Origin of the sequence: Micromonospora sp. NPDC048930 (assembly GCF_043197935.1) — a bacterium.
Taxonomy (GTDB): domain Bacteria; phylum Actinomycetota; class Actinomycetes; order Mycobacteriales; family Micromonosporaceae; genus Micromonospora.
The window spans coordinates 225,614-246,765 of record NZ_JBICUB010000005.1 but is presented as its reverse complement, the minus strand read 5'-3'; the positions used below and the strand labels follow the sequence as shown (position 1 = coordinate 246,765).

At 74.4% G+C, this 21,152-nt stretch carries 21 protein-coding genes and 3 pseudogenes; 6 read left to right on the top strand and 18 right to left on the bottom strand.

All coding sequences use genetic code 11. The annotated features are described in order from the left end of the window. The first annotated feature begins 42 nt into the window (after positions 1–42). Together ACGFI9_RS15825 and ACGFI9_RS15820 are read left to right on the top strand one after the other, a co-directional pair. Positions 43–348: an ArsR/SmtB family transcription factor gene (locus ACGFI9_RS15825; protein ID WP_393178679.1), complete on the top strand. Its 306-nt coding sequence runs from the start codon at positions 43–45 to the stop codon at positions 346–348. 105 nt (positions 349–453) lie between these two features. Beyond that, positions 454–1,152 (top strand): hypothetical protein, encoded by a 699-nt coding sequence (locus ACGFI9_RS15820; RefSeq protein ID WP_393178678.1) that lies wholly within the window; start codon positions 454–456, stop codon positions 1,150–1,152. Positions 1,153–1,275: 123 nt separating this feature from the next. Here the strand turns inward: ACGFI9_RS15820 and ACGFI9_RS15815 are convergent. Together ACGFI9_RS15815 and ACGFI9_RS15810 are read right to left on the bottom strand one after the other, a co-directional pair. Next, a pseudogene (locus ACGFI9_RS15815) lies at positions 1,276–2,143 on the bottom strand (ABC transporter permease). Positions 2,144–2,162: 19 nt separating this feature from the next. Continuing rightward, positions 2,163–5,033 (bottom strand): alpha/beta fold hydrolase, encoded by a 2,871-nt coding sequence (locus ACGFI9_RS15810; RefSeq protein ID WP_393178677.1) that lies wholly within the window; start codon positions 5,031–5,033, stop codon positions 2,163–2,165. A gap of 401 nt (positions 5,034–5,434) precedes the next feature. Between ACGFI9_RS15810 and ACGFI9_RS15805 the strand changes: the two genes are divergently transcribed. Beyond that, positions 5,435–5,896, top strand: a complete 462-nt coding sequence (locus ACGFI9_RS15805; protein WP_393178676.1) for a roadblock/LC7 domain-containing protein — start codon at positions 5,435–5,437, stop codon at positions 5,894–5,896. A gap of 100 nt (positions 5,897–5,996) precedes the next feature. After that, positions 5,997–8,279: an AAA family ATPase gene (locus ACGFI9_RS15800; protein WP_393178675.1), complete on the top strand. Its 2,283-nt coding sequence runs from the start codon at positions 5,997–5,999 to the stop codon at positions 8,277–8,279. 19 nt (positions 8,280–8,298) lie between these two features. On the opposite strand, the gene ACGFI9_RS15795 is transcribed toward ACGFI9_RS15800, so the two are convergent. The 16 genes and pseudogenes from ACGFI9_RS15795 to ACGFI9_RS15720 form a co-directional block, all read right to left on the bottom strand. After that, positions 8,299–8,652 (bottom strand): gas vesicle protein K, encoded by a 354-nt coding sequence (locus tag ACGFI9_RS15795; protein ID WP_393178674.1) that lies wholly within the window; start codon positions 8,650–8,652, stop codon positions 8,299–8,301. Then, positions 8,649–8,867: a gas vesicle protein gene (locus ACGFI9_RS15790; RefSeq protein ID WP_393178673.1), complete on the bottom strand. Its 219-nt coding sequence runs from the start codon at positions 8,865–8,867 to the stop codon at positions 8,649–8,651. Before ACGFI9_RS15790 ends, ACGFI9_RS15795 begins: the two co-directional genes overlap by 4 nt. Next, positions 8,858–9,673: a GvpL/GvpF family gas vesicle protein gene (locus ACGFI9_RS15785; RefSeq protein WP_393178672.1), complete on the bottom strand. Its 816-nt coding sequence runs from the start codon at positions 9,671–9,673 to the stop codon at positions 8,858–8,860. The genes ACGFI9_RS15790 and ACGFI9_RS15785 overlap by 10 nt, the downstream gene beginning before the upstream one ends. A 151-nt stretch (positions 9,674–9,824) precedes the next feature. Continuing rightward, positions 9,825–10,025 (bottom strand): annotated as a pseudogene (gvpJ, locus tag ACGFI9_RS15780) (gas vesicle protein GvpJ); the annotation flags it as partial. 1 nt (position 10,026) lies between these two features. Next, positions 10,027–10,377, bottom strand: coding sequence for a gas vesicle protein (locus tag ACGFI9_RS15775; RefSeq protein ID WP_393178671.1), 351 nt, complete (start codon positions 10,375–10,377; stop codon positions 10,027–10,029). After that, positions 10,374–10,718, bottom strand: coding sequence for a gas vesicle protein GvpG (locus ACGFI9_RS15770; RefSeq protein WP_393178670.1), 345 nt, complete (start codon positions 10,716–10,718; stop codon positions 10,374–10,376). Before ACGFI9_RS15770 ends, ACGFI9_RS15775 begins: the two co-directional genes overlap by 4 nt. Before the next feature lie 3 nt (positions 10,719–10,721). After that, complete coding sequence (locus ACGFI9_RS15765; protein ID WP_393178669.1) at positions 10,722–11,477, bottom strand: GvpL/GvpF family gas vesicle protein; 756 nt, start codon at positions 11,475–11,477, stop codon at positions 10,722–10,724. A gap of 202 nt (positions 11,478–11,679) precedes the next feature. Beyond that, positions 11,680–11,904: pseudogene (gene gvpJ / locus ACGFI9_RS15760) on the bottom strand (gas vesicle protein GvpJ); the annotation flags it as partial. Further along, positions 11,904–13,103 carry an SRPBCC family protein gene (locus tag ACGFI9_RS15755; RefSeq protein ID WP_393178668.1) on the bottom strand — a complete coding sequence of 400 codons (1,200 nt, stop codon included), beginning with the start codon at positions 13,101–13,103 and terminating at the stop codon, positions 11,904–11,906. The gene ACGFI9_RS15755 and the pseudogene gvpJ (ACGFI9_RS15760), both read right to left, overlap by 1 nt. Positions 13,104–13,105: 2 nt before the next feature. Then, the gene (locus ACGFI9_RS15750) at positions 13,106–13,555 is read right to left on the bottom strand and encodes a hypothetical protein (protein WP_393178667.1); all 450 of its coding nucleotides are present in this window, start codon (positions 13,553–13,555) and stop codon (positions 13,106–13,108) included. Between the two features lie 291 nt (positions 13,556–13,846). Continuing rightward, positions 13,847–14,356, bottom strand: coding sequence for a GNAT family N-acetyltransferase (locus ACGFI9_RS15745; RefSeq protein ID WP_393178666.1), 510 nt, complete (start codon positions 14,354–14,356; stop codon positions 13,847–13,849). A gap of 149 nt (positions 14,357–14,505) precedes the next feature. Next, a complete protein-coding gene (locus ACGFI9_RS15740) occupies positions 14,506–15,399 on the bottom strand; it encodes a hypothetical protein (RefSeq protein WP_393178665.1) in 894 nt (297 codons plus the stop codon). A 167-nt stretch (positions 15,400–15,566) separates the two neighbouring features. Beyond that, the gene (locus ACGFI9_RS15735) at positions 15,567–16,037 is read right to left on the bottom strand and encodes a DUF3263 domain-containing protein (RefSeq protein WP_393178664.1); all 471 of its coding nucleotides are present in this window, start codon (positions 16,035–16,037) and stop codon (positions 15,567–15,569) included. Positions 16,038–16,195: 158 nt separating this feature from the next. Continuing rightward, complete coding sequence (locus ACGFI9_RS15730; protein ID WP_393178663.1) at positions 16,196–17,209, bottom strand: ABC transporter permease subunit; 1,014 nt, start codon at positions 17,207–17,209, stop codon at positions 16,196–16,198. Then, positions 17,206–18,192: an ATP-binding cassette domain-containing protein gene (locus tag ACGFI9_RS15725; protein ID WP_393178662.1), complete on the bottom strand. Its 987-nt coding sequence runs from the start codon at positions 18,190–18,192 to the stop codon at positions 17,206–17,208. The genes ACGFI9_RS15730 and ACGFI9_RS15725 overlap by 4 nt, the downstream gene beginning before the upstream one ends. 121 nt (positions 18,193–18,313) lie before the next feature. Further along, positions 18,314–19,099, bottom strand: a complete 786-nt coding sequence (locus ACGFI9_RS15720) for a DeoR/GlpR family DNA-binding transcription regulator (protein ID WP_393178902.1) — start codon at positions 19,097–19,099, stop codon at positions 18,314–18,316. Between the two features lie 202 nt (positions 19,100–19,301). Between ACGFI9_RS15720 and ACGFI9_RS15715 the strand changes: the two genes are divergently transcribed. Next, positions 19,302–20,231 (top strand): SIS domain-containing protein, encoded by a 930-nt coding sequence (locus ACGFI9_RS15715; protein ID WP_393178661.1) that lies wholly within the window; start codon positions 19,302–19,304, stop codon positions 20,229–20,231. Beyond that, entirely contained in the window at positions 20,228–21,148 is a 921-nt protein-coding gene (locus tag ACGFI9_RS15710) for an ROK family protein (protein ID WP_393178660.1), read from the top strand. The genes ACGFI9_RS15715 and ACGFI9_RS15710 overlap by 4 nt, the downstream gene beginning before the upstream one ends. Positions 21,149–21,152 lie beyond the last annotated feature (4 nt).

Here is a 21,152-nt window from a genome sequence, read left to right as displayed (position 1 = left end):
GAGGTTGTTCGACGGATGTCGAACATGGGTTACCCTGGTCACATGGAGCTGCACGAACCCGAGCTGCGGGACGTCCCGGTCACCGCCGTGCTGGCCGCCCTGGCCGACGACGTACGGCTGCAGATCGTCCGGGCCCTCGCCGAGGGCGGCGAGTACGCCTGCGGCACCTTCGAGTTCGGGGTCTCCAAGGCGACCCGCAGCCACCACCTCAAGGTGCTGCGCGAGGCCGGCCTGACCCGCACCCGGGTCGCCGGCACCAGCCGGTACGTGCGGCTGCGCCGGGACGAGCTGGACCGCCTCTACCCGGGGCTCCTCGACGCGGTCCTCACCGCGCGCACCCCGTCCTGAGCCGTACGCCGACGGCGCGACCGCGGGCGGCCGAGCGGCCGATCATCCGGGTGGCGCGGGCTCAGTACGGTGCGGGCACCTTCCCCGAGAGAGGAACGCCCGCCCATGCGCCGGACCCTGCCGAGCCTCGCGACCCTCGCCCTGCTCGGTTTCCTGACCGCCTGCGGAGGTGACTCCGGAGCGGTCTCCTCGGCGACCAGCACGGTCACCTCGTCCGCCGAGGCCCCGACCGCCCCGGCCGCCTCGACGCCCGCCGCGGTCACCCCCAGCGCCACCCCGAAGACCGCGTCGACGACGAAGCCGGTCGTCGCCCCCAAGCCGGCCCCGCCCAAGACGCCGGCGCTCACCTGCACCCAGCTCGGCGGTGCCCAGCTGGGCAGTGCGAAGGTGCCGTTCAACGGTTACCCGGACTACATCCCCCTGCTGGACGGCGTCTGGAGCGGCGAGGACGGCGCGACCGTCGAGCTGCAGAATCCGTGCGGGATCGGCGACCTGGACGGCGACGGCGCGGCCGACGCCGTCGGCACGGTGCTGCTGCGTACGGGCGGGATCGGGCAGTTCTGGAGCGTCGTCTTCTGGCACAACTCGGCCGGCAAGCCGGCCTACCGCAGCCTGGTCGACCTGGGTGACCGGAACCCGGTCACCTCGATCAGCGTCGCCGGCCAGCAGGCCACCGTGGTCTGGCTGACCCGCTCGGACGGCAAGAGCATGGCCGAGCTGGACATCAGGCGCACCACCGTCTACCAGCTGTCCGGCACCACGGTCACCGAGGTCAAGCACACCGACGCGCCGTACACCGCCTGATCAGCTCGCCTGCCCGGCACCGGGCTCCAGGTATCCATAGCTGAGCCGCTTGGATCTTGGTAGGAAACGGCCCCTGGAGGGGCCGTTTCCTACCAAGATCTCCAAGAGGCCACCCGATTCGGGTCAGCTGGTGACGTCCTTGCGGGTGAAGCGCCAGAACGCGAGGCCCCAGAACAGGGTGGCGTAGACGACGGCCGAGACGGCGCCGCGTACCACGTCGTCGGTCTGCGCCGGGGTGGAGAGCAGCCCGAGCCAGGCGCTGCTGTAGTGGGTGGGCAGCAGCGCGCGCAGCCCGCCCAGCGCGGTGATCTGGTCCAGGATGCTGGAGAGGATCCAGAGCAGCACCGCCCCGCCGACCGCGCCGAGCGCCGCGTCCGTGGTCACCGAGAGCAGGAACGCCAGGCCGGCGACCACCAGCAGGACGACCGCCAGGTAGCCGAGCACCGCGAGCAGGCGCAGCAGCCCGTCGGCCGGGGCCAGTTCGGCGGCGACCTGGCTGCGCAGCGGGGACCAGCCGTACCGCACGGTGCCGGCGAGCAGCGCGGTGCCGAAGAGGAGCAGCAGGGCCAGCGCCGAGTAGGCGAGCGCCACCAGCAGCTTCATCGCGAGCAGCCGGGCCCGGGGCACCGGGACCGCCAGCAGGTAGCGCAGGCTGCCCCAGCTCGCCTCGCTCGCCACGGTGTCCCCGCAGAACAGCGCCACCACCACGACCAGCAGGAAGGACGAGGACACGAAGAGCGAGAAGAGGGCGAAGTTCAGCCCGCCCCCGGTGGCCAGGTCGACCAGGCTGCCGAACTCGTTGTTCCGGTTGCGGTCCGCGTCGCCGGAGTTGAACTCGAACGCGACCAGGATGATCAGCGGCAGCAGCACCATGAACCCCAGCGCGAGCTGGGTACGCCGCCGCGACGCCTGCCGGCGGAACTCGGCCAGGAAGGGCAGCGTCGCGGACGGCCGGTAGCCTGCCGCCGCGCCGGCCCGGTCCACCGTGCACACCGAGGTCGACTCCGCCATCACCGGTCCCCGCTTCCCCGAGAGTTCTCGCCGACCAGGGCGAGGAACGCGTCCTCCAGGCGGCGCCGGGGCACCACCCGGTCCACCCCGATGCCGGCCCGGACCAGCTCGGCCACCACCTCGCTGCGGGCGGTGCCGTTGGTGTCCACCACCAGCCCGCCGTCGCCGTCCGGCAGCACCCGTACGCCACCGAGCCGGTCGAGCACGGTCCGGGCGGCGTCCGGGTCGCTCACCTCGAACAGCACGCTCGGCGACTCGCCGACGATCTCCTCGACCGGGCCGGAGGCCACGATCCGCCCCTTGTTCACCACCACCGCGTGGGTGCAGGTCTGCTCCACCTCGGCCAGCAGGTGGCTGGAGACCAGCACCGCCCGGCCGTCGGTGGCGTACCGCTGGAGCACCCGGCGCATCTCGGCGATCTGCGGCGGGTCCAGCCCGTCGGTCGGCTCGTCGAGCACCAGCAGCTCGGGCAGGCCGAGCATGGCCTGCGCGATGGCCAGCCGCTGCCGCATGCCGTGGCTGTAGTTCTTCGTCCGCCGGTGCACCGACGCGCCGAGTCCGGCGATCTCCAGCGCCTCGTCGAAGTGCGCGTCCGCCCACGGCCGGCCGGTCGCCCGCCAGTACGCCTTCAGGTTGTCCAGGCCGGACAGGTGCGGCAGGAAGCCGGGCCCCTCCACCAGCGCGCCGATCCGGGAGAGCACCGGTGAGCCGGGCACCAGCCGGTGACCGAAGACGTAGATCTCGCCGGCGGTGGGCTGGGTCAGCCCCATCAGCACCCGCAGGGTGGTGGTCTTGCCGGCGCCGTTCGGCCCGAGCAGGCCGACCACCTGTCCGGGGTGCACCTCGAAGTCCACGTTGGAGACGGCGACGAAGCCGTCCGCGTACTCCTTGCGCAGCGCGCGGACGGCGAGCGGGACGTCCGCGTAGTCGGGGTGGACCGAGCTGTCCTGGCGGCGGTGCCGGCGGCGGACGACCAGGACGACCGCCACGAGCCCGAGCGCGATCGCGGCGAGCAGGCCGGCCAGCACCCAGCGCCAGAGCATGGCCGAGGTGGGGATCGGCTGGGCGTCGACCGTGGGCACCGTCAGCGGCCCGTCGCCCAGGGCCACCGAGTAGACGGCCGGCTCGGCCGGGGTGGCGTACGCCTGGTCGGAAGTGGCGACCACGATGCGCAGCCGGTGCCCCGCCTCGATCCGGCGGACGATCGCCGGCAGGGTCACCGTGACCGGCTGGGCGGCGTCGACGGTCCGCGGCAGGCCGGTCAGCCGGACCGGGGCGACCAGGCCGTCGGGGAGGGTGGCCGCACCCTTCGGGTCCACGTCGTAGAGCTTGACGAAGAGCACCGCCTCGCCGGTCGGCGACGCCGCCCGGATCCGTACGGTGGGCGCGCCGACCACGTCGACCGCCTCGTCCAGCGGGGCGGACTCGAACCGGGCGTGCTGGCCGGGGATGTCGCCGGCCACCCCGTCCAGCAGGGAGCCGAGCGCCCCCGCGAACGGCACCGCGGAGATCGCCGCCGGGTTGCCGTTGGGTGGGTTGGCGATGGTCTGCGCCGGGCCGGTCAGGGTGACGTCCCGGCGGGCCTGCCCGGTCACCCCCGGGTAGTCGGTGATCCGGTAGCCGGTGGCCACCAGGCCGCGGTCGAGCGCGTCGAAGCCGGCGATCCGGGAGAAGGTGAAGCCCTGGCCGGGCAGCGCGCCCTCGCCCTTGACGTAGTGGTCGAGCCACTGCGCGGTCAGGAACTTCACCCGGTCCGAGTCGGATGTGGGTCCCTCGCCGCCGTCGTGGCCGCCGGTGAACCAGGCGACCCGGACCGGGGTGCCGGCGGCGGCGATGCCGCGGGCGTTGGCGTCCGCCTCGGTGAGCGGGAAGAGCGTGTCGGCCTCCCCCTGCACCAGCAGGGTGGGCGCTGTGATGCGGTCCAGCACCCCGGCCGGGGAGGAGCGCCGGAGCAGGTCCACCGCCGCCTGGTCCGCCCGGCCGGTGGTGGCGATCCGCAGGTACGCGGCGCAGACGTCGGCGGCGAACCGGCCGCAGGCCGGGTCGGCGGCGCCGCCGGGAGCCCGACCCGGGCCGGTGCCGGGTCCCGCCCCGGGCTGCGGGCTGGGCGCGCCGGCCGACGCGGGAGCGCCCTCGGACTGGCCGGCGGTGCTGCCGGAGACGCCGGACGGGCCGGAGCCGGCGTTGCCCCCGCCGCCGAAGAAGATGCCGGCCCAGCCCTTCTTGAACACGCCCTCGGTGGGCGCCTTGCCGGTGCTCTCCGGGAGGAACGCCCGGGACAGGTCGTTCCAGGTGATCATCGGGACGATCGCGTCGACCCGGCGGTCCTGGGCGGCCAGCAGCAGCGCCAGGCCCCCGCCGTACGAGCCGCCGACCACGCCGACCCGGGGGTCGCCGGCGGCGTCGAGGCGAATGTCCGGACGGGCGGCGAGCCGGTCGAGCAGCCGGGAGGCGTCCCGCACCTCGTAGTCCGGGCTGTCCAGGTGGATCTCGCCCCCGCTGCGGCCGAACCCACGGGCGGTCCAGGTGAGCACCGCGTACCCCCGGGCGGCCAGGTCCTCGGCGTCGTCGCGGACCGACTCCTTGGTGCCGCCGAAACCGTGCGCCAGCAGCACCGCCGGCACCCGGTGCCGGGCCGAGGCGTCGCGCGGCAGGTAGAGCGTGGTGTCCAGGTCGACCGGCTGGTTCCCGTCGGGTCCGGAGCGGACGGTCACCAGGGCCGGCTCGGTCCGGAAGTCGGATCGCTGCGGCCGGGCCGCCCAGGCCACGGCGGCGGCCACCAGGACCACCACCGCCACCGCGGCGACGACCCGGCGACGGCGGGTGGCCAGGGCGCGCCGGATCCGCGCGGCGTCCAGCGGTGATCTCATGCGGCACACGGTACGGCCCGGAAGCTGAGCGTCACCTGAGATCCGCCGTACGTCCGTCCGGTTGCACCGTTCGGTGCGCGAGGTCCGTCGACCGCTGAAGGTCCACCGGTGTCTCAGCGAGACGAATTCGAATCCCGCGAATTCACCTCTACGCGCGAATCACCGTCGATCCGGGCATCCCGCCAGGCCCGTGGGACGCTGCGTGCCGGAGGTCTCGACGAGACGTGACGCAACCGGAAGTGACGCGAAGCCGACTCGGCAATGGCCGGCACACCCACCCGCAGGTCGGCTACTTTCCGGTCCGGTGCACCGGACCGCGTACTCCCCACCACCGCAGCGTCACCTGCCCGCGCTCCGCGCGAAGTCAGTCCAGACCGCCGTCACGAAGAGGACCCATCACGGTGACCAGCCCCTTCCCGCACAACGTCGACCAGAACGGCACCGGGGAACTCAGCCCGGAGGCGCGCACGTTCAACTGGCTGCTCGACTCGTTCACCTCCAGCACGGCCGGGGTCATCGAGGCGATCGCGGTCTCCTCCGACGGGCTGCTGATGGCGATGTCCGCCAGCAAGGACCGGTCCAACGCGGAGCGGCTCGCCGCGGTCGTCTCCGGCATGACCAGCCTCGCCGGCGGTGCCGCGAGCTGGTACGCGCTGGGCGGCCTCAACCGGGTGATCGTCGACATGGCCGAGGGCTACCTCCTGATCAGCGCGATCAGCAGCGGTTCGGTGCTCGGGGTGGTCGCCGACCGCTCGGCCAACCTGGGCACCGTGGCGTACGAGATGACGCTCTTCGCCGGCCGGGCCGGCGGGGCCCTCGGCCCGAAGCTGATCGCCGAGCTGAAGAACGCCGTCCAGCGATGACCGCCGGGCCTGGAGACCCAGCGGGCGGACACCGGCCCGCGCTGACCAGGCGGGCCGCGCCACGGGGCAGGGCGTGGTGCCGGCGGCTACTGTCGGGCGGGTGGCGGAACCCGACCTGACCCTCACCGCGAGCCTGCGGCCGGCCGCGCTGGACGCCCGGCGCGGCGTCGTCCGCCTGCACCCCGAGGTGCTGACCGCGCTGGCGCTGCGCCCCGGCGACCCGGTGCGGCTGGCCGGCCGGAGGGTGACCGCGGGCGTCGTGGCCGCGGCCGAGCCGACCGCGAGCACCGCCCTGCTCTACGCCGACGACCTGCTCCTGGGCAACCTCGGCATCCGTGACGGCGGACAGGTGACGGTGACCCCGCTGCCGGTCACCCCCGCCCGCCGGGTGACCCTGGCCGGCCCGGTCGGGGTCGTCGCCGCGGTCTCCCCGGAGATGCTCCGCCTCGCCCTGCTCGGCAAGGTGGTCACGGCCGGGGACGACGTCTCGCTGCTGCCCCAGGACGTGCTGCCCGACGCCGCGGTCCGCGGCCTGGTCGAGGCCGCCCGGCGCAGCCTCGCCAACACCGTCGGGTACGCCTGGACCAGCACCCTGCTCACCGTCGTCGCGGCCGAGCCCGGGGCAGGGGCGCTGGTCACCATGGACACCGTGGTCGGCTGGGAGCACGGCCCGGCCACCCGCGGCTCCGGCCCGCTGGGGCAGGACGCCGCCGGTCGGCTGACCGGGGACGTGCCGGCACCGACCTCCCCCGCCGGCGACGCCCCCACCGGGACGGGCGCGCGGACCGAGCCGGCGACGGTCGGCCTGCTGGGACCGGAGGAGGCGCCGGACGTCGACGAGCTGCCCGGGCTGCGGGCCCAGGCCGAGGAGCTGACCGAACTGCTCGACCTGGGGTTCCACCACCGCGAGGTGCTGGATCGGCTCCGCACCACGGTCTCGCTGGGGGTGCTGCTCAGCGGGCCGGCCGGCTCGGGCAAGTCCGCTCTGGTCCGCGCGGTCGCCGCCCGGGTCCGCGCCCGGGTGTGCCCGCTCTGGGCGCCCGAGGTGGCGGCGCTGACCAACGACGCCGCGGCTCGCCGGCTGCGGGCGGCCGCCGAGGCGGTACGCGCCGACCGCCCGGCCGTCCTGCTGGTGACCGACGTGGAGGCGCTGGCCCCGGCCGACGAGCCGGGGCCGCTGGCCACGGTCTTCCGGCAGGTCGTCGCCGAGACGGTCCGGGCCGGGGCGGCCGTGGTCTGCACCACCGGCCGGCCGGAGGCCGTCGACCCCGCGCTGCGCGCCCCGGACCTGCTCTCGTTGCGGATCACCGTGCCGCTGCCCGACCACGCGCTGCGCCGGGAGCAGCTGGCCGTGCTCACCCGGCAGGTGCCGCTCGCCGAGGACGTCCGGCTGGACGAGGTGGCCGGGCGTACGCCGGGATTCGTGGCCGCCGACCTGGCCGCGCTCGTCCGCGAGGCCGGCGTACGGGCGGCGCTGCGGCAGAAGTCGGCCGAGACCCCGACAGTGGCGATGGCCGACTTCACCGCCGCGCTGGAGGTGGTCCGGCCGACCACGATGGCGGCCGCCACCCTGGAGCTGGCCGCGGTGACCCTGGACGACGTCGGCGGGCTGCACGAGGTCAAGGAGACGCTGACCGAGTCGGTGCTCTGGCCGCTGACCTACCCGGACACCTTCGCCCGGCTGGGCGTGACCCCGCCGCGCGGCGTGCTGCTCTACGGGCCGCCCGGCTGTGGCAAGACGTACCTGGTGACCGCCCTGGCCGGCTCGGGACGGGCGAACGTGCTGTCGGTGAAGGGTGCCGAGCTGCTCTCCAAGTGGGTCGGGGAGAGTGAGCGGGCGGTCCGCGAGCTGTTCCGCCGGGCCCGGGAGGCGGCGCCCACCCTGGTCTTCCTGGACGAGGTGGACGCGCTCGCGCCGGTCCGCGGTCAGGCCACCGACGGGGGTATCACCGACCGGGTGGTCGCCGCGTTGCTGACCGAACTGGACGGGGTGGAGGCGCTGCGCAACGTGGTGGTGGTCGGGGCGACGAACCGGCCCGACCTGGTCGACCCGGCGCTGCTCCGCCCCGGGCGGCTGGAGCGGCTGGTGTACGTGCCGCCGCCGGACGGTCCGGCCCGGACGGAGATCCTCCGGGCGGCGTCCCGTGACGTCCCGCTCGCGCCCGACGTGGACCTGGCCGCGCTCGGCGCGGAGCTGGCCGGCTTCTCGGCGGCGGACTGCGCGGCGCTGGTCCGCGAGTCGGCGCTCGCCGCGATGCGCGAGTCGCTGACCGCCACCACGGTCACCGCCGCCCACGTCGCGGCGGCCCGTACCCGCGTCCGCCCCTCCCTCGACCCGGCCCAGCTCGCCCACCTCGAGTCGTACGCCGCCACCCACCGCTGACCCGGGTCGCGGCGGTGGCTCAGTCGGTGGGGAGGAGGGGGCCCAGCGGGCCGAGGTCGAGGTTGAGGTCCTCGGGGGCCAGGCCGAAGTACTCGCGGAGCTGGGTCATCTGCTCCTCCAGCGCCATCAGCGTGGTGCCGATCCGTTCCACCTGCTCGTCGCTGAGGTCACCGAGGTCGACCCGGCGCAGGGCCTGCCGTTCCATCAGCTGGCGCAGCAGCTCCACGACGGTGAGCACGAGGCTCGCCAGTCCCCGCTCGACCGAGTCCTGGTCGACGGCGAGCCGGCGGTCCAGCGGCCGGACCCGGGGCGCCTGCCACTGCGGTTCCCCCAGCGCCGCGGCCAGGTCGGCCGCCTCGTCCCGCCCGGTCACGGCGCACCCTCCGTCGGCGGGGCGAGCGCGCCGACCGAGGCGATCAGGGCCCGCAGCGAGATGCGGACCAGGTCGACGTCGGCGATGGCCAGGGTGATGTCCCCGGTGATCACCACCCCGGTGGCGAGCACCCGGTCGAGCAGGTCGACCAGGGCCACCGGCCGGTAGGTGAGCGGGTCGTCGGCGCTGTTCGGCGCCAGCGTGGTCACGCCCATGCCGGCTCCGCCGAGGGTTCGGCCACGAAGGAGTACGGCGGCCAGGGGCCGGTCGGCTCCAGCCGGAGCTCCGGGTGCCGGTCCGTCAGGTCGCGTACCAGCGCGGCGAAGCCGTCCAGCCGCTCCCGGTCGACCAGGTACGCGCCGTTGAGCACCATCGCGGTGGGCGCGCCGGAGAGCCGCCGGTCCTGCGGGGCGTGCCGGCGGGCGGCGGCTGCGTACCCGGCGAGGGCGGTGTGCACGGTGGCCGCCGCGTCGGCGGCGATCCGCTGCCCCTCCTCCCGGGCGGTGAGCTGGGCCTTGCGCCGCCGCAGGTACGCCGCGCCGGCCCCGCCGCCACCGGTTGGCGCCTCGGTGCGCGGCGTCGCGCCGGGAACCGCGTACCCCTTGACGCCCCACTCCTCGCGGCCGGTGAGCCGGTCGAGCGTGCTGGCCAGCTCGTCCTGCCGCTCCACCAGCACCCGGGCCACCCGGTCGTCGTCCCGGTGCACGGTGGCCAGCCGCGCCGGCACCACCGCGCCGGCCCGGGACAGCACGTCCACCACGGCGTGGTGCGCCCGCGCGGCCCGCTCCAGCCAGGCCAGGTCCTCCAGGTTGCGGCGCAGCGCCTCCTCCCCGTACTCGGTCAGCGGGGCGTCGCTGACCACGGCGACCAGGCCGGCGGCGGCCACCGCGCGGACCGGGGTGCCGGCGATGCCGGGGATCCCGGCCGGGGTCGCCGGGCTCGCCCCGCCGACCACGCCGTGCAGCCAGACGCCGGTCCCGTCCCCCGGCCGGCCCGGAGCCGGCTCAGCCGTCGTACTCATCCCACTCCTCCCTCTCGGCCCGGGCGGCCGTGCGGGGCCGCCGGGACGCCTCGACCTCCTCGGGGTCGCGCGGGCCCGGCTCGACCGGTGGGCGGGCCCGGGAGCTCAGCCACGGGTCGTGCTCCCACCAGTCGATGCCGATCTGCCGCGCGGTGTCCACGGACGCGATGACCAGCCGCAGCTTCAGCGTCAGCAGCTCGATGTCGAGCAGGCTGACCCGGATGTCACCGGCGATGACGATGCCCCGGTCCAGGACCCGTTCGAGGATGTCGCCCAGGTTGGCCGGCTCGTGCCCGGCCGGCAGCACCTGACCGGAGTTCTGCACCACCGAGGGTGGCCGCGCTGTGGTCATCTCAGCCCCCATCCCCCTTGCCGCGCTGGTAGCGGCGCGTCCGCCGGTAACCGAGCAGGCTGCCGGTCATGTCCAGGTCCACCTCGTAGAGGCCGAGCAGGTCGGTCGACGCGGGGATCCGGTGGTCCTCGACCACCTCCACCCCGATCAGCCAGCCGTCGTCGGTGGGCTGGACCGAGGTGACGCCCAGCGGATCCTTCCCGGTCAACCCGGCGATCTGGCGCAACCCCTCGCGAGCCGCCTCGGCCGCGCTGATCTCCTCGTATTCGTCCTCGTCGACGTACCGGCCCTCGTCCCGGTCGCCCTGCTCGGGCCGGCGCTCGCGGTCGTCGCGCATCCTCGCTGCTGTCATCTCGGTCTCCCTCGCCCGCCGCGCTGCTCACCCGTACGGTCGACGCGCCGTCGCCGGGCGGGCGGCGGTCGCCGGCCGGTGCCGGCCGGTCCCGGGGACGGGGCCGGGCCGTCGCCGGCCGGCGGGGTGAGCCGCTCCAGCACCTGCTGCTGGCCCCGGTCCCGCTCCTCCGGCGTGATCTCGCCGGCCGCCGCCGCCCGGTCCAGCTCCTCCAGCTCCCGCCGGATGTTGGCCGGGTCGTGCTGCTGCGACTCCGCCTCCCGGGCCACCACCTTGACCACCGCGGTGACCGCCCGCACGGGGGCGTACGGCAGGGTCAGCAGTCCCCAGAGGATGTCCACGGCTCACCCCACGAGTTGGTGCGCGCTGACGAAGTCGTACGGGGCCAGCGGGCCGATCAGCCGCATCCGGATCAGGTCCCGGCGCTGCTCGGCGAACTCCTCCACCGACGCGATGAACTCCTCCTCGTCGTCCGTGCCGACCAGGAAGGCGACGTTCACCGCGTCCAGCTCGTGGCTGGGCTGGCGCGGCACGTTCGCCACCGCGTACCGGCCCACCGCGTCGATCAGCTCGCGGTTCTCCGCCTCCCGGCGCAGCTCGACGGCCTGGCTGATCAGCTCGCCGAGCCGGATCCGCTGCTCCCGGCTCTCCGCCTCCGGCCGGCCGCGCACCTGGTCCGCGAGCGCGGCGGCGGATTCGTTCCCGGCCAGGAAGCCGCCGATGAACTCCTGCTCGTCGAAGCGCCCGTGCACGGTGTACTGGACGTGGTCCTCCAGCTCGTCGAGGGCGGCGGCAAACCGCTCGTGGTGCGCCTCCAACAGCTCGGCCACCGCGTCCTCGCCGGTCACCACGGTGCCGAACCGGACCGGCAGCACCGGCGCGACCAGCGCCGTGCCGTCCAGCAGCCGCTCGTACGCGGTCAGGTCGTCCGGCCGACCCAACGGCTCCTCCAGCCCGACCTCGCTGACCAGCGCGGCGAGTTCGCCGTGCTGGATGGCGCCGACCTTGCCGGGCGGGTTGCCGACCCCTTCGGCGTCGGCGGTGGGCTCCACGTCGGACGGCACGATGCCGTAGATGAACAGTCCGTTCTGCTGGGCCATCTCAGCGCTCCTCCTGCCAGCTGCGGCGCTGCCGGGGGCGGTCGGCGTCCCGGTCGCCGAGGGAGTCGACCACCACGCCGGTGATCTCCTTGGCCGCCTGGCCGAGGCCGGACAGCGACCTGCCCTTGGCGGCCCCACTTGCGGTGTCGCCCACGATGTCCGGCAGGCCCTTGGTGTCCTTCGGCACGATGCTCAGCCGGTCGACCGCCTCGGCGAACCGGAGGTACGTCTCGACACTGGCGATCACGATCCGGGCGTTGACCTCGAGAAGCTGGATGCCGACCACGGCGACCGACACCTGCGCGTCGATCACCACGCCCTTGTCCAGCACCGTCTCGACGACGTCGGCGAGGGTTCCCCCGCCCCCACCGCCGCCGACGCGCTCCAGGGCACCACCGGTGTCGTTCGATGTCGTGGCGATCGTCATCAGTCACGCTCCTCTCGCCGGCGGCGAACCACCGGCCGTCGGGGGGGTTCGGGGGTACGGCGGGTCGGGCGGGCCCGCTCCTCGCGGGGCTCGCGCTCCTCCCGCTGCGGGCGGCGGGCCCGCTCGGGCTGCCGGCGGCGCGGTGGCGGCTGCTCCGCCTCCTCGGGCTCCTCGGCGTACTCGTCGTCCTCGAAGTCGTCGCCCTCGTCGTAGGAGTCGTACTCCTCCTCGTACTCCTCCTCCCGGGGACGACGGCGTGGCGGCGGCCGGCGGCGAGCGCGCTCGGCGGGCCGGCGCTCCTCCTCCGGTTCCTCCTCGCGCTCCTCCGCCGGGGCTTCGGCACGGCCCTGTTCCGGCCGCTCCCGGGCCTCGCGCTCCTCCCGGAGCGCGGTCTCGTGGTCCTTGACCACCTGAGAGTCCCGGATCTCGCCGCGCCAGCCCTCGACGGCGTCGGGGTCGAGCACCGTCTGCGTCATCACGTGCCGGACGAAGTGCTTCAGCTCCAGCCGCACCCGGCGGCCCTGGGCGCGCCAGAGGTTGCCGGTGTGCTCGAAGAGTCCCTGCGGGTGGTACTCCAGCACCACCAGGATCTTCGTCAGCTCCGGGCCGACCTCGTGGAAGCTGACCGTGCCGTCGACCGAGCCCTTCTCGCCCTTCGACCGCCAGTGGATCAACCGGTCCGGGATCTGCCGGACGATGGTCGACTCCCAGCTCCGGTGCGACCAGAAGACCTGCGCCTTCCAGGTCATCTTCTCGTCGGACTCGCAGTCGGCCTGCTCGACCTTCTTCATGAAGCTGGGGAAGTCACCGAAGGTCGTCCACTGGTTGTACGCGACCCGCACCGGCACACCGACCTCGATCGTCTCGACGATGTTGGTGACCTTGAGCTTCTTCCCCCCGCCCTTGCCACGCTTACCGCCACCGCCGAACGCCGACATCAGCTTCTCCTTACCGCCGGCCAGGCCGGCATGGAACATGGCCTTGACCGGGGAGTCGCCCTCGGCGAGCTTCTGCGCGCCGGTGGCGGCGGCGACCAGACCGGGACCGCCCTGCTTGGCGTACTCGCTGAGCCGGCCGGTGGCCCCGGTGATCCGCTCGGTCACCACCTGCACGGCCCGCTCCCCGACGGCCGAGGCGAGGTTGCGCAGCTCACCACCGAGCTGGTCGCGTGCCTTGTCGGCGAGGTTGCTGGTGGCCATGGTCACCGCCCCCGCCGCCGGACCACGACCGGACGCTCGGCACGGTCCTCCTCGTCCCGCGCCTCCGGCTGGTCGTGGAGCTCCTGCTCCTCGTCCGGCGCCGAGTGCTCCTCGGGCTCCGGTTCCCCGCCGGCCTGGCCGGCGGACCTGCGGCGCAGCGCGTCGGCGCTGCCGCGCAGCTTGCCGCTGAGCGCGTCGATACCGCTGCCGGCGGCCGCGGTCGCGGCGGCCTTGCCGGCCGTGGCGAGCGGCCCGCCCAGCTTGCTGAGGTTACTGAGCTGGGGGTTCACGCTCAGCAGGTCGGCGGCGAGTTGCTTCAGCCCGCCGGGCTGTTGGCTGGCCCGCCCCGCGGCGACCGCGGCGGCCAGGGTGAGTGCGGTACGCAGCTTCCTGCGGCGGCCGATGACGTATCCGGCACCGACCGCCAGGGCGATCCGAGCTCCGCTCTTCATCAGTTCTCCTTCGCTCCCCGGCGGAAGCGGACACCGTGCGCGTGGAGCAGGCCCGGAAAACTGCTACCGGGGATCAGCGGAAATGGGCCTGCGACCGGCGTCCCGAATCAGCGGACCCGGCGGGCAGTACCCGTCTCCGCATCCACAAAACGTTTCCTAGGAAGTCTCGACGGAGACGTCACAGTGGAATGGGATGGCCGGCGATCCGGAGGCCGATACCCCACAAAGCGGTCAGACGGACCGCTCTGAGCAGGAGGAAGGAGTTACTTTCCCTGAAGCAACAAATAATTGTCAGTGGGCCGGGAGGGCAGAATCCAGACACATTTCCGCGCGCACCTTGCCGTCATTCTCGCGCAATTCCGCGCCGCATTTCTTCAATACCGAGATCGCCCCGCGGTTGTCCGGGGTCGTCTCGGCCACGACGGTACGCATCCCGGCCGCCGCGGCGGCGTTCAGCAGCTCACGCAGGGCGGCCGCGCCGAGCCCCTGGCCCCGCGCCGAGCGCCCGAGCCACATCCCGGTCTCCACCGTCCCCGGCTCGTCGCAGCGGGTCATCCGCACCATGCCGACCACCTCGCCGCCGGCGATGATCGCGTACATCCGAGTGCGGGTGGGACCGTCCAGGCCGCCGAAGCTGGCCCGGTGGAACTCGCGGAACGCGTCCCGACGGGCCAGCGACCAGCCGGCCGGGGCCTCCACCGGAGGCATCACGTCCTCCGGTTCCGCCTCGGCCGCCGCTACGGAGAGCAACGGCTCGAGGTTCCCCTCGTCGACCGGCTCCAGTCGTACCGCACCCGTCACGTGCCGCAGTCTGCCGCTCTCAGCGGCCCAAGTCCACTGCTTTGGGCCCGTTCTGCCGGTCCGGACGAGGGTATGGTCCGGTCGTACCCCCGGGGTGTTCCGCCTCACGCTGCGTTGTCAGCCGACCGGATCGTTCGGCGTGAGCGTGCTCACTCGAACTCGCAGAGCGCCACCGAGGCGTCGTCGGTCCGCTTGTGCCGGCGCAGCCGCTCCGGATGGTCCCGCTCGGCGGCCCGGACCCGGCCGATCAGCCCCTCCGGGCCCTCCGCGACCGTCACGTCCAGCAGTCCGGCCCAGTCGAAGAGGCCGAACTGGTCCACCGCGCAGGACGCGCCGTCGCTGAGCAGGGCCGCGCGCCGCAGCGCGCCGGGACCGCGCAGCGGCAGCGTCCCGGTCACCGCGTGGTACGCGGCGTCCGGGTCGGCGGCGGCCGCCCAGTAACCGTGGGTGCGGTTCATCCGCGCCCGCTGCACGGTCACCGAGCGGCGGAACCGGAGCTGCGGGTCGAGGTCGTTCCCGGGCAGCGCCTCGGCGGTCCGGCGCAGGTCCGCCATCGCCGCGGCCAGCCGATCGTCGGAGACCACGCTGACCTCGCCGCCGGTGTCGAGCACCAGCGGGCTGTCGCAGAGCACCAGGTAGTCCACCTGGTCGCCGCCCTCGCGGAGCAGGCAGACCGTGGCGGAGGGGGTGCCGGGGTGGTCGAGGTCGCACTGGTCGCCGTGGTCGGCGCGGACCCCCAGGATCGCCGCCGCCAGGCTGCTCATCAGCGTGGCCGCCGGCCGGGCCGCGATGGCCAGGCCGATCCGGGCGGCCAGGTGGCGGACGTACCAGGCCGGCCCGTGCACGCAGCCGGTGTCGAAACCCTCCGGCACGGTGGCGCCGTCGAGGACGCCGACCAGCGGGCCGAAGCGGAACACCACGTCCTCGTTCTCCAGCCGGCCGGGCGCCGGGTCGGTGGCGGAGCGTACCCGCATCATGGGCGCGGTCCCGACCGGCCGCGCCGGCCGGCTCCCGGTCGGGTACCGGCGATCTGGTGCCCCCATCCGTGCGCTCCCTCCGTCGCCGCCCGCCTACCCGGAGCGGCGGCGGCCATGCCGGCGACCCCGCCGGTTCCGCCCCGAGCGCCGGGCCGGGAGGGACGGCCGGGGCCCCGCCGCGAGCGGCGTGCCGGGGCGGACCGCCGGGGCGTCGCCCGGGGAGAAGGCGCCGGTCAGCGCCGGCGGTTGCGGGACCGGGAGGAGCGCAACCGGCGCAGCCGGCCGATCAGCACCGGCTCGGCGGCCAGCGCGGCCGGATGGTCGAGCAGCGCGTTGAGCAACTGGTAGTAACGGGTCGCGGAGAGGCCGAAGGTGTCCCGGATGGCCTGCTCCTTGGCACCGGCGTGCTTCCACCACCGCTGCTCGAAGTCGAGAATCCGCCGGTCCCGCTCGGTCAACTCGCCCGGCCCACCGGCCGGCGCGTCGGCGGCCGGGGCGTCGTCCCCGTCGGCTCCGGCATCGTCCGCGGCGGCCGGACCGGTCCGTACGTCAACGGGGCCGGCGCTCGGCGGGCCCGGGTCGGCCTCGACGGCGGGCGCGGACCGGGGCGGGGGAACGGTGACGCCGGGCTCCCGGCGCACGACGTCGGCCGAGCCGGACGGCTCGGGCCGATCGGTGGCGGCCGCGGAGGCGTCGGCGGGCATGGCGCTCCTCGGGAGGGCGGACGACCGGCGCGGGGACCACCGGCCGGGGGGACCCCAGCGTAACCAGGGCCCGCCCCGGCCGCAGCGGACGCCGTGTCCGGGCCGGATCCGTGGCGCGCACGGTGGCGATGTCCGCCGCCGGCGCATCCCGCGGACGGTCAGGCGATGTCCCGCCGGCGCATCGCCCAGAACCCGGCGACCAGCGCCGCCGCGGCGCCGATGCCGAGCACCAGGGCCCCGTCCTGCCAGGTGAGCAGCAGCTCGGCCGGCTCGCACTGGCCCTTGGCGAACTGGCACGCGTCGTAGTCGAGCAGCTTCACCTGCTTCATGAACCATGCCTGCGCGTACGTGGAGAGCACGTACCGCTCGCCGAACGGGACGGAGAGCACGCCGACGGCGATCCGGATGCCGATCTCGCTGATCGCGAAGACCGCCACGGCCGCGCCGAGCGCCATCGCGGTGTGCCGGCCGAGCGAGGCGAGCGCGAAGGCGACCGCCCCGACGGCCAGGATCAGGCCGACCGCCCGCAACCCGTCGAGCCCCAGGGACTGCCACACCCCGGCGGTCACCTTCTCGGTCGTCCCCCGGTACCGCCCGGTCAGCCAGAAGGCCAGGGTCCAGAACGCGCCGAGCACCACGCTCACCCCGAGCACCGTGGTCAGCAGCGCGGCCAGCTTGGTGCCCAGCACGGCGAGCCGTTTCGGCCGCCAGAGCAGCAGGTTCATCATTCCGCCGGTGCTCCACTCGGCCCCGACGAAGGACGCGCCGGCGATGAACGCGAAGAGCGCCAGCGCACCGGCGAAGACCGCGATGAACAGCGGGAACTCGCTGCGGAAGTCGAACTGGTAGGGCAGGTTCCACTTCGGGTCGAACATCTCCGGTTGCGGCTGCCAGTCCCGGCCGCAGTTCGGTCCGAAGCGTTCCTCGGTGTTCTCCCCCCGCGCCTTGGCGGCGTCGCAGTCGGCGACGGTCCGCTCCCAGTCCTTCAGCGCCTGGCGGTACTGGGCGTCGGATTCCGCCTGGGCCGCCGCGACCACCTCGGGAGAGAGCTTGTGGCTGGAGAGGGTGAAGGCGGTGGCCACGCCGGCCAGGCCGAGCACCAGCAGGACCAGCAGCAGGCGGGTGAGCCGGCGCTTGGCCAGCCGGCGCAGCTCGGTGACGTACAGACTCATGCGCCCCAACCTCCTTCGACCTTCATGGACTGGTCGACCTGCCGGTGCTGCCCGGGGACCGGCGCGGTGGCGGTCAGTTCGAGGAAGACGCTCTCCAGGTCCACCGCGACGGGCGTCAGCTCGCTGACGTAGAGGCCCTGCTCGGCGAGGAGGCGGCTGACCGTGGCCGGCTTGTCGACGCCGGCCAGCATCAGGTGGTCCGGCTCGCTGGCGCTGACCCGGATCCCGGCGCCGGTCAGCGTCTCGGCGGCCCGGGGCAGGTCGGTGACCGCCTCCAGGCGGACCCGTACCGTGCCCTGCGAGTGCGCGGCGAGCACCTCGTCGACCGGGCCGTACGCGACCCGCCGGCCCAGCGAGATGATGGTGACCGAGTCGCAGATGAGCTGGATCTCGCCCAGGATGTGGCTGGAGAGCACCACGGTCATCCCGGCGGCGGCGAGGTCCCGCATCAGGGTGCGCATCTCCCGGATGCCGCCCGGGTCGAGACCGTTGGCCGGCTCGTCCAGGATCAGCAGCTTCGGGTTCTTCAGCAGCGCCGACGCGACCGCCAGCCGCTGCTTCATGCCGAGCGAGTAGGTCTTCACCCGCTCGCCGGCCCGGTCGCGCAGCCCGACCAGCTCCAGCACCTCGTCGACCCGCTGCCGGGGCAGCTCACCGGCCTGGGCGAGCAGCCCCAGGGTGTCCCGCGCGGAGAAGTGCGGGAAGAACTGCGGGCTCTCCACGATGGCCCCGACCTGGCCGGCGACCGTCGGCAGCGCCTGCGGCAGCTCCTGGCCCAGGATGGCCATCCGGCCGCCGTTCGGCCGGATCAGGCCGAGCAGCGTCCGCAGCGTGGTGGTCTTGCCCGAGCCGTTGGGGCCGAGGAAGCCGTGCACCTGCCCGGCCTCGACCCGCATGTCGAAGCCGTCGAGCGCGTGGCGCACCCCGCGTCTGCGGCTCCGGTACGTCTTGCGGAGACCCTCGATCTCCAGGACAGCCGTCAAGCTGACCTCCCCCGATGTGTTGGTGACAGCGGACACCATACGCGGTATGCAGCAGAAGACAATACCGGGTATGCATCAGGGGGACCGGATTTCGCCCTCGGGTGTGGACGGCGGCGCGCGCTCAGGCGCAGATGACGTGCACCCCGGCGTCCCGGAACGCCTGCACCACCGTGGGGGACGCGCCGGAGTCGGTCACCAGCGTCTCCACCCGGTCCACCGGGCAGATCCGGGCGAACGCGTGCCCGCCCAGCTTGGACGAGTCGGCGATCACCACCACCCGCTTGGCCCGCGCCACCATCAGGCTGTTCATCGCCGCCTCGCCCTCATGATGGGCGGCGGCGCCGAGCTGGGGGTCGATCGCGTCCACGCCGAGCAGGGCGACGTCCAGGGTCACCTCGCGCAGCAACGCCCCGCCCAGCGGGCCGACCAGCTCGAACGACTTGGGCCGGACCACCCCGCCGGCCACCACGACCTTCATCCGCGAGCGCACCAGCAGCTCGTTGGCGATGTTGAGGGCGTTGGTGACCACGGTGAGCTGGGCGCCCTCCGCGTTGGTGTTGAGGTCCGGCCGGACGGCCAGGGCGCGGGCCACCTCGGTGCTGGTGGTGCCGCCGTTGAGGCCGACCACGGTGCCCGGGGAGACCAGCGCCGCGGCGGCCGCGCCGATCCGCTGCTTCTCGGCCGAGTGCTTGGCCGTCTTGTAGCGCAGCGGCAGGTCGTACGAGACGCCGTTGGCGACGGCGCCACCCCGGGTACGGGTGATCATCTGCTGCTGCGCGAGCTGGTCGAAGTCACGCCGGATGGTCGCCTGGGAGACGTCCAGGCGCGCGGCCGCCTCCTCGACGCTGACCCGTCCGTTGTCGGTCAGCATCTCCAGCAGCGCGTTCCATCGGGCGTAGCGGTCCACCGCGGGGGCCTCCACTGACTCTGCACGAACGGTGATTGATTGCGTGCACAGTAGTGCGCGAAACTAGCAGGGCGCAAAACCCTGACCTGCGCGATCTGAGAGGCGGTTGCCACAGCCGCCCGAGCTCGCGCAGAATGACGCGCGAAAGACGGCCATATCGCGCCGTATTGCGCAAGGTCTCCCTCCGGGGCGAGGAGTTGTGATGGCGTACGTGCACGCGGAGATCGCGAGCCAGCCCGACTGCTGGCGGGAGGCGGCGCAGCTCGCCCCGACCGTCACCGACCGGCTGCCGCGCCCCGGCGAGCGGGTCGCCGTCGTCGGCTGCGGCACGTCGTGGTTCATGGCGACGGCGTACGCCGGACTGCGCGAGCACGCCGGCCACGGCGAGACCGACGCCTTCCAGGCCAGCGAGTTCCCCGCCGGTCGCCGCTACGACCGGCTCATCGCGATCACCCGCTCCGGCACGACCACCGAGGTCCTGGATCTGCTCGGCGCGCTGCGCGGTCAGGTCCCCACCACGGTCCTGGTCGGCGATCCCGCCTCCCCGGCAGTCGAGCTGGCCGACGCCGCGGTGACCATGCCCTTCGCCGACGAGCGCTCGGTCGTGCAGACCCGCTTCGCCACCTCCGCCCTCGCCCTGCTCCGCGCCCACCTCGGCGAGGACCTGGGCCGGCTGGCCGCCGACGCCGAGGTCGCCGTCCGGGCCCCGCTGCCGATCGACCCGGCCCGGATCGAGCAGGTCACCTTCCTCGGCCGAGGCTGGACGGTCGGGCTGGCCCAGGAGGCCGCACTGAAGTGCCGGGAGGCGGCCACCTTCTGGGCCGAGGCGTACCCGGCGATGGACTACCGGCACGGCCCCATCTCGGTCGCCGCCCCGGGCCGGCTGGTCTGGGCGTTCGGCGACATCCCCGAGGGGCTGCCCGAGGACGTGGCCGCCACCGGCGCCGCCTTCGTGCACAGCCGTACGCATGGCTGCCGCACGGTGCTGACCAGCTGGGCGGTCGGGCGCAACCCGGTCGACCCGATGGCCGACCTGATCCTCGCCCAGCGCTTCGCCGTCGCGCTGGCCACCAGCCGCGGTCTCGACCCGGACGCGCCCCGGCACCTGACCCGCTCCGTGGTGCTCGCGTGACGTCAGGCGGCGAGGTCGTCGTCGCGCTGGACGTGGGCGGCACCGGGATGAAGTGCGCCCTGGTCCGCCCGGACGGCACCGTGGTGCACGCCGAACGGCACGCCACCGGGGCGGCCCGCGGCCCGGAGTCGGTGGTCGGAACCATCCTCGACGTCGCCGAGGGGCTGGCCGGCAAGGCCCGCGCCGACGGGCTCACGCCGCTGGCGTGCGGGATCGCCGTACCGGGCGTGGTCGACGAGGCGCGCGGGGTCGCGGTCTGGTCGGCGAACGTGGGCTTCCGGGACGTACCCCTGCGGGAGCTGGCGGAGGCGCGGCTCGGCCTGCCGGCGGCGCTCGGCCACGACGTCCGGGTGGGCGGCCTGGCCGAGGCCCGGCTCGGCGCCGGGCGGGACGCCCGCCACGTGCTCTTCGTCGCGATCGGCACCGGCATCGCCGCCGCCCACGTGGTCGACGGGTCGGCCGCCACCGGCGCGCACGGCGCCGCCGGGGAGATCGGCCACATCCTGGTACGCCCCGACGGCCCGCGCTGCGGCTGCGGCCGGCCCGGCTGCCTGGAGGCGATGGCCTCAGCCTCGGCGATCGGCCGTCGCTACACGGAGCTGGCGGGTACCTCGGCCACCGCGGCCGAGGTGGCGGGCCGGGCGGCGGCCGGCGAGGAGCTGGCCGGCCGGGTCTGGCGCGAGGCGGTCGAGGCACTCGCCGACGGCCTCGCCACCGGTCAGGCGCTCTTCGACGTGGACACCATGGTGATCGGCGGCGGGCTCGCGCAGGCCGGTCCGGGTCTGCTCGACCCGCTGCGCGCGGCGCTGCGCGAACGACTGACCTTCCACCGGGAGCCGCGCCTGGTCGCGGCGGCCCTCGGCGACGAGGCCGGCTGCCTCGGCGCCGCCCTGCTCGCCCTGGACACCCGATCCTGACGCT